Genomic DNA, 6,960 nt, shown 5'->3' with positions numbered 1-6,960 from the left:
TTTGCAAAATCTTTCCCCAAGGATGCACTGCTGTTGGGTAAAACGCTGGAAAATCCAAAAAAACTTATAAGCAAGGATGATTTTAAAAAGCACCTCATTACACCGGATAAATTTGGCGACCGAATCGCCAATACGTCAGATATTGTATTGGACGTGCGCGACCGTTTTCAGCGTGAAGGCATTTCCATTTTTGTCGGCCGGGAATATCGGGTGTCCATTGACAATAAACGACGCCTGGATCGTTACATAAACAAAGCAATGAAGGAAAATAAAACTTTGCTGATCTATGATGCTGCAGGTAAACAGGTTCGTTGGCTGCAATATTATCTGGAAGACAAAGGGCTTAGATCTTATTATTTCATGAAGGGTGGTATTAATGCCTATTACAAGGATATGAAATCGGCGCTTTAAATATTTAGGGCAAACAGCGCTATTTGTTCGTTTGAATTAATGCGGACTTAATAAACGCAATATTAAAAAGCAACTGCGCAAACGCCAGTTGCTTTTTTTTGCTTAACCTTTAGTCAACAGGTTTCGCAGGTCAATAATCGCTGCATTGGCTGGTGACATATAACTTACCATGCTTTTAGAATAATTCGCTACCCAGCCTAGCGGCGCACCATTTAACACCATCGGGCTCGATGGAGACACTAAAGCCTGTTCCAGGAGGCGAATAACCTGTTGCAAGCTGGCCCTGGCATTCTTTTTTTGCAGTACAGGATCGAAGTCGATCTCAATGGCACGTAGAATATGGGTTAACGCCCATACGTAACCACGGGCTTCATAAAATACATTATCTATATCAATCCATGGTGTTTTGGCGACGACCAGTCCGGGTGCTCGTGTGGATTGAGTTGCGTCAGGGTCGCCCGCCAAATCCGTATTGACGCGTAACTCTTCCACACTGGCATTTAATTGCTGAGATAAACCGCCCAGGCGCTTCTCCACTACAGCCAGTAATTCATTCAGGTTATCAGCGCGAGTAAAAAATTGTGTATTAGGATCTGTTTGCTGAGACAAATGCGTCAGATACGTCGTCAAGTGCGTTATAGCTTTGCGATATTCGCGCTCAGTGGGTGGGAAAAACCAGGAGTCATTTTGAAAATTCAGCAAGGGTTCGGCTTCAGCGAGTTCTGGATTTTCCAGGGATTGTGATTGAGAGCGGCTAAAATCATTGCGTAATATGCGCGCCGTATCTCTGGCCATTACCAGGGCACCAAATTCCCAGTTCGGGATATTATCCAGCAGCTGAAACATGCCGAAAAATGATGTTGGTGGAAAAACGTCGTTACTCAGGTAACCACCCGGTTTATCCAGCAGTGTGGTGACAATAAATATTTCTGTTGCTGTAGTAGTAACACCTGGGACAATTCTTGTTTCATCCTGCACTACCATATCAAGCGCGATTTGTCTCACATCCTGGCTGTCAGGTTCCTGGCTCCAGAAAATTCCCAAAATGAACAGTGCAACGATGGCAGTGACAATAAACAATATTGAAGACCAGAATAAACCCTGACTTTTCAGGTTTTCAACGTGGTAGAGCCCTATCAGTTTGCGAAACAGGCCTGTTAATTTTAGCCATCCGTTCTGGAAAAAGGCCTGGAATTTCGACCGTTCATTCATCATATTTCCTTAATTCTGAGTTGATAGCGGGAAATTTCTATTTTCTCATAAATCTTTATCAGGCGCAGATCCGGTATCATTTTCATTGCCGCACCACTCATGTCCCGTGAACCATCGCTTGATTTGCTCGCCGCCCAGTCGGGACTGATAACTAACTGGTTTTGTGGGTATTTTATGTAAAAAATGTCCACGCAACACTAAAGCAAAATGGCAGGATTGTCGATATCACTACAGAATAAAGGTCTTTTTAAACAGACCCGTTATTGGTGGGGACTCCCTGAACAGGATATTTCAATCCGGATTTCATTTTGCGAACCAGGCAATCTCAAAAACAACTCAGTACTAAATCTGAAACTGAACAAGTCAGGATTCGCAATATTGTTCGCCTTGGATTTACCGCTGTACTGGGGCTCACTTTTTGTCTTGGTGTGTTGGGTTTATACCAACTACACAATTTTAAGGCTGGCATGACAAACATTGTTGAGCAGGGCAATGAGAAAATATCACTTGCGATAAAAATGCGCGATGCCATTCGTTTACGCGCCCTGATCGTTCAGCGAATGCTTGCAACAGATGATTACTTTCGCCGTGATGACCTGTTGCAACAATACTATGAATATTCCGGCATGTATCGTGATGCACGCGAAACGCTATTTGGAATGGAAATAACAGCCAAGGAGCAACAATTTCATGAAACTTTATCCCGTTTAACCCAGATCGCCCAACCCGTTAATCGTGAAGCGGCTGAAATGCTTTTGCAGGATCCTTTGCCTGATGAATATCAGGATGTACTGGACCGGGCCATCGTCATACAAAGACAATTGCTGCAATTGCTGGATGAATTCGTTGAACTGCAAAAACAATACGGAAGAAGCGAAGTAGCTGGTGCACAACAGGAGTTTCAGTCAACCATAATTATGATGGTTGCTGTAGTCTTTTTGCTGTTGTTGGTAGGTTCCATTATCGCAAAACGCGTAACACATTTAGTTACCAGCAAGAACAGTGAGCTCGCGGCTAAAAACAAGGAGCTCGAGGCCGCATGGTTCGAGGCGGCCAATGCTACACATGCGAAGTCAAAATTTTTAGCCAGTATGAGCCACGAAATTCGTACACCCCTAACTTCCATCATTGGATTTGCAGAAACCCTGGCAGAGCCGAACCAGGACCAGGAAGATTTATTACATGCTGCTGAGTCTATAAAACGCAGTGGTAACCACCTGTATCAGATTATCAATGACGTACTGGATATTTCAAAAATTGAAGCTGGCCAAATAGAATTAGAAATGATTCAGGCTTCACCAACTACTGTAGTATCTGAAGTTGCATCAATGATGGAAGAGAAAATAAAGAAGAAAGGACTGAAATTCCGCTCCAATTTTTATTTTCCTTTACCAAAACTTATTACCACCGATCCTACTCGCCTGCGTCAGATACTACTAAATCTGTTGGGCAATGCGGTTAAGTTTACACGCAATGGAATTATTTGTATTAACACTTATTACTTGCCCGATGAACGGCTCATGAAATTTGAAATTAGTGACACTGGAATTGGCATGACGCCGATCGCACTAAGCAAAGTTTTTGAGCCATTTTCGCAGGCAGAAAAATCAACCACACGTAAGTTTGGTGGTACGGGTCTTGGTCTGTCGATATCAAAGCAACTTGCAGAGAAAATGGGTGGAGATATTGTCTGTATGAGTGAACAAGGCGTTGGAAGTACCTTTGTCACGACAATCTCAATTGGTGAAATTCAGGAGCCTGAATTAATTTATGAAATGGACGAGATAAGTGAACTGATGGTGAGTAAAGCCGCCAGGCCAGAACGAAAACAACTTTCAGGTCGAGTGTTGCTGGCAGAAGATACTGTTGAAAATCAGAAGTTGATTTCGCTGCAATTGCGCAAGTCGGGTGTAGATGCCACAGTTGTTGATGATGGAAAGCTGGCTGTAGAGGCCGCACTTGAGAAAGAATTTGATCTGATTTTAATGGACATGCAAATGCCTGTGCTAGACGGTTTGGGCGCAATGCGCCAGTTGCGGCAGGCAGGTTATACCAAACCTATCGTTGCGTTAACTGCAAATACCAGCCAGTCGGACAAGGATGCATGCCTGGACGCCGGGGCGGATGGATTTTTAAGCAAGCCCATTGATTTCGAGAAATTTTTCAATGTATTGAATTTCCATGTCGGCGGGGTTTCTCGTGCAGAGGCCCGATCACAGGAACCAGCAATGTCGCTAAGTACCTCTGAATATGAAGCTGAAGACCAGGAGATGCAGGCAATATTTAGTGCATTTCTAAACAAGTTGCCAAATATGGTTGAGTCCATTCAACAGTTTGCGCAGCAGAAAAACTGGGAAGCCCTGCAAAGTGTATCTCACCAGTTAAAAGGACTGGGAGGCTCTTTTGGTTACCATCAATTGACTGAAATATGTAGAAATATTCATGATTGCGCTCGCGGTCACTCGGATCAATTACTCGACAAGTTTATCGCCGAATTAAACCAGGAATGTAATGCTATACAAAGCGGGGATATCGGTAAGCGCAAAGCCGTGTAGGTTTATGCAAATTGTGTTGTTACAAAAGATAGTTACCACTCACACCAGTATTTAACTTCCTGTAATTTTAAAAACTGTTCTGCATTAGCGTCGTGCAACAGGGCTAATGTAGAAAGGATGCCTGCTTCTGTGCAAGTATTGGCTGCTACGGTTACAGACCTGGGCGCCTCTGATACAGCCCAGCCGGTTCTGGGATTCAGGATGTGGCCGTAACGAATACCATCTTTTACCAGGTATCGATTGGCGTCGCCACTGGTGGCGATTGCTCCTTTGCCTAATTGTATATGGGGGACTTTGCCACTTTCCCGGGATCGCTTGTCGGGATCTTCAATGCCAATCGTCCATGGCAATTCTAAACTACGCGGTTTGGTGACACAAATATCGCCGCCAAAATTGATGAGGCAGCTTGTGCCTGATTCCTTCTGGATGAGTTTTGCTGTCCGGTCTACGGCGTATTCTTTACCGATGCCTCCAAAATCAATTTCCATTCCTGGTTGCAAGGTAATGGTTGGTCTTTGCCAGCGCAGTTTTTCCCAGCCGACATACAACAGTAAGCTGTCAATTTGTTGTTGATCGGGAATGTTATCACTGCCATCAAATTTCCACGCACGGCGTAATATGCCAGAAGTTATATCAAAGAGGCCTTCGCTAAGTTGATAACATTGCTGTGCGTAATCCAGCAAATCTGCAGTTTCCTCGTCCACTTCGACGGGATCGCCATTGGCGGAGTTAATCGCATATACAATATTGTCGTTACGATAACGGGAGAATTTATTTTCAATTCGAGCGGCTTCTTGCTGGGCAATTTGTGCAAGTTTTGTAGCGAGTTTTGTATCATTCGTGTCGACTAATAATTCGCATGGGCTCGCCATCGCTCTGAATCGGGCAACACAGTAATCCGAGTGATGAGTAATTGTAAGCTCGGGTGTGACCATAACGTTTTAAATAGCTCGACTGGTTAAATCCAGGCACGGGTCGGCCAGATGGTAATGCTGTTGCTTATTGCCGGGTGCTAAAAGTGGAAGCTGTAACCTGCCTGAACAATAATAGCATCCACATCCGGGAACAGAACCTGGTCGTTAAGCAGACCAAATTTCTCGGGCTCATCACCCGACTGCTGCATTACTTCTGCTCTAATTGTAAACTCCGATTTTTCGCTAATCTCAAGCCCATAGAGTAATCCCAGGGTCGTAGTAGTCATGTCGCCAAGACGATAATCTGCGCTGGCAATTTGCGTTGTGCTAACTTCGGTATCCCGTAAGTAGGCTTTGTAAAAGTCGGCTTTTGATTGCAGGTAATAACGGACGTGGGGTTGTAAATAGTGTCCGCCACCCAGTTCATAACGGTAACGCAGATCAATAGTATGTGAAGTGATATCCCAGTCATCCCAAAAGTAACGATAGGTCAGATAAATGACATCTTCGTTGAATTGGTGGACGTATTTCGCATACAAAGCCTGGCTCAATCGACTGTCTGGCCTTTTCTCGAAAAGATACAGGTATGGACCAGGACCGACGGCGCTGCCAGTGACACTATCAACGACACTGAGAATTTTATAGGGATCTGTCAGGTAACCATTGTTAGTGCCTATTGTATAATTAAACTGCAATAATGATTTACGATCCAGCACCTGAGTAATGCCAAACAAAAGATCTACCACTGTTTTAGTTTCATCTTCACTACTAATTTGCTTCTTGCCGGGAATGGGCATTTGCGACATACCGATCGGGGCGCCACCAACGGGTGAAACCAGGTCATAACTTGCAGCTACTCCGGCCGTATATGTTCTGTTCCTGTCTTCAGTATTCCGGGAAAAAGTTGCCGATGCACCTACGGAGGTGTAGTCGAACTCGCGTGATACATAGGCACCGTAAACGCCACTAACATTTTTGTTGATGGGTTTTTCCCAGTCGGCACTCAACGCTAAGCGAGTATCCTTAAAGGTTGGATCCAGGGGTGTTTCATTGGCTGGTGTCGTATAAATCGAGTCGCCAGACGGTGTGCTAAAAGTTTGCGCAAAAGGCATAGGTACTGCGCCATTTGCAGAAGCGCCGGTTAAGGAGTCAATGACAATGCGAAAATTTAGATACTCATTGTCAGCCATTTCCTTGCGGGCTGCAAATACTGGTTCAACAGCGGTAACGCGTTTGTCTTCGGAGTAATACAACAATGCGCTGTCAAATTCCCAGGGTGCCTCGGTTCCAAACGCGATAGCTTCTTCTGACTGACTGCCTAATAGAGTACAGGTTGCCGTAGCTAGTGCAGTGCGAATGGATTGCGGTTTTTTTAATTGCATCCACAGCCTCCACCGCCAATGCCGGAGCCACCACTGGAGGATTCCTTGCTGTAATAAATATGTTCATCCAGGTAGGCTTCCAGTGGATTGGGTGTCAGCTGCATTTTCTTTTGAGCCAGAATATCTTTTTCCCAGGGTTTTACCGGTTCAATGGAGCAACCGGTGCCGGTAATGGCGAGTAGTGGAAGCACTAAGGTGAATAAGTAGCGGTGCACGCGAACTCCGTTTAGATGTTGTGATGAATAAAATATTAACGCTTGATCGTTAAATGATGCTTGTTAATTCTAAAAATTACCACTGGCGACTGTTGGTAACACAAATACTGGTCTGTAGGAGTAAGAGGCAATAGATGAAAGAATTTTGGCGCCAGATCCACTTGCAGGCATAAGGGGGTTGAAGTCTCACTGACACCAAAATTCTGTTGTAAACTAAAGCGCTGGAACGATAGTAATCAGATTATAAGTATCAAAACAAGATTTATCGTTC

At 44.5% G+C, this 6,960-nt stretch carries 7 protein-coding genes; 2 read left to right on the top strand and 5 right to left on the bottom strand.

Going from position 1 to position 6,960, the window contains the following annotated elements; genetic code table 11:
* A partial coding sequence (locus ACWVCM_RS14625; protein ID WP_455202501.1) for a rhodanese-like domain-containing protein occupies positions 1–411 on the top strand: 411 nt, incomplete at its 5' end.
* A gap of 102 nt (positions 412–513) precedes the next feature.
* Here the strand turns inward: ACWVCM_RS14625 and ACWVCM_RS14620 are convergent.
* On the bottom strand, positions 514–1,623 hold the full coding sequence (locus ACWVCM_RS14620) for a DUF2333 family protein (protein ID WP_455202500.1): 1,110 nt from the start codon (positions 1,621–1,623) through the stop codon (positions 514–516).
* A complete protein-coding gene (locus ACWVCM_RS14615; RefSeq protein WP_455202499.1) occupies positions 1,623–1,814 on the bottom strand; it encodes a hypothetical protein in 192 nt (63 codons plus the stop codon). Before ACWVCM_RS14615 ends, ACWVCM_RS14620 begins: the two co-directional genes overlap by 1 nt.
* 117 nt (positions 1,815–1,931) lie before the next feature.
* On the opposite strand from ACWVCM_RS14615, the gene ACWVCM_RS14610 reads away from it, so the two are divergent.
* A complete protein-coding gene (locus ACWVCM_RS14610; protein WP_455202498.1) occupies positions 1,932–4,178 on the top strand; it encodes an ATP-binding protein in 2,247 nt (748 codons plus the stop codon).
* 32 nt (positions 4,179–4,210) lie between these two features.
* Here the strand turns inward: ACWVCM_RS14610 and ACWVCM_RS14605 are convergent, their stop codons facing one another.
* The 3 genes from ACWVCM_RS14605 to ACWVCM_RS14595 form a co-directional block, all read right to left on the bottom strand.
* Positions 4,211–5,050, bottom strand: coding sequence for an FAD:protein FMN transferase (locus ACWVCM_RS14605; protein ID WP_455202497.1), 840 nt, complete (start codon positions 5,048–5,050; stop codon positions 4,211–4,213).
* Positions 5,051–5,190: 140 nt separating this feature from the next.
* On the bottom strand, positions 5,191–6,474 hold the full coding sequence (locus ACWVCM_RS14600) for a DUF3570 domain-containing protein (protein ID WP_455202496.1): 1,284 nt from the start codon (positions 6,472–6,474) through the stop codon (positions 5,191–5,193).
* The gene (locus ACWVCM_RS14595; RefSeq protein ID WP_455202495.1) at positions 6,465–6,689 is read right to left on the bottom strand and encodes a DUF4266 domain-containing protein; all 225 of its coding nucleotides are present in this window, start codon (positions 6,687–6,689) and stop codon (positions 6,465–6,467) included. Before ACWVCM_RS14595 ends, ACWVCM_RS14600 begins: the two co-directional genes overlap by 10 nt.
* Between the last annotated feature and the right edge of the window lie 271 nt (positions 6,690–6,960).

This window comes from Kaarinaea lacus (genome assembly GCF_975902315.1).
Note: the sequence above shows the minus strand (reverse complement) of the source record. Positions and strands in the feature narration are given on the sequence as shown.

Bases quoted from the DNA above. Each gene is read 5' to 3' on its own strand.
- ACWVCM_RS14600 (WP_455202496.1), bottom strand. From the start codon at position 6,474: ATGCAATTAAAAAAACCGCAATCCATTCGCACTGCACTAGCTACGGCA.
- ACWVCM_RS14605 (WP_455202497.1), bottom strand. From the start codon at position 5,050: ATGGCGAGCCCATGCGAATTATTAGTCGACACGAATGATACAAAACTC.
- ACWVCM_RS14620 (WP_455202500.1), bottom strand. From the start codon at position 1,623: ATGAATGAACGGTCGAAATTCCAGGCCTTTTTCCAGAACGGATGGCTA.